This is a genomic window from Campylobacter sp. RM15925, from assembly GCF_012978775.1.
Taxonomy (GTDB): Bacteria; Campylobacterota; Campylobacteria; order Campylobacterales; family Campylobacteraceae; genus Campylobacter_A; species Campylobacter_A canis.
In genome coordinates, this window is the sequence record NZ_LIWP01000039.1 from 1 (window position 1) to 336 (window position 336).

A 336-nucleotide genomic window follows, 5' to 3' on the forward strand; every position below is an offset into this window, starting at 1 on the left:
CCTTCTTTGAAGTCGCAGACATAATCAAATTTGCCGGATACTTCTATTTTATTATTGTATTCATCGTGAACTATAAAATTTCCTTTGGTATTGATTGTAAATTGTTTGAGACCCTTTTTAACTTTTGCTAAGCCTTTCTTAAAGTCATTTATATAATCAAATTTACACTCTACTACTTGTTCGCCTTTGGTGCTTATAAATCCCCATTTATAACCTTTTTTGACTGCAGCTAAGCCTTCTTTAAAGTCATGAGCCTCATCAAATTTGCACTCTACTACTTGTTCGCCTTTGGTGTTTATGTACCCCCATTTGCCGTCTTTTTTGACTGCAGCTAAG

General features: G+C 34.5%; 1 protein-coding gene. It reads right to left on the reverse strand.

Annotation, left to right across the window (positions count from 1 at the left end):
- Positions 1 to 336 (reverse strand): WG repeat-containing protein (locus tag CDOM15925_RS09940; RefSeq protein ID WP_169943247.1); only part of this gene is annotated, 336 nt, incomplete at both ends.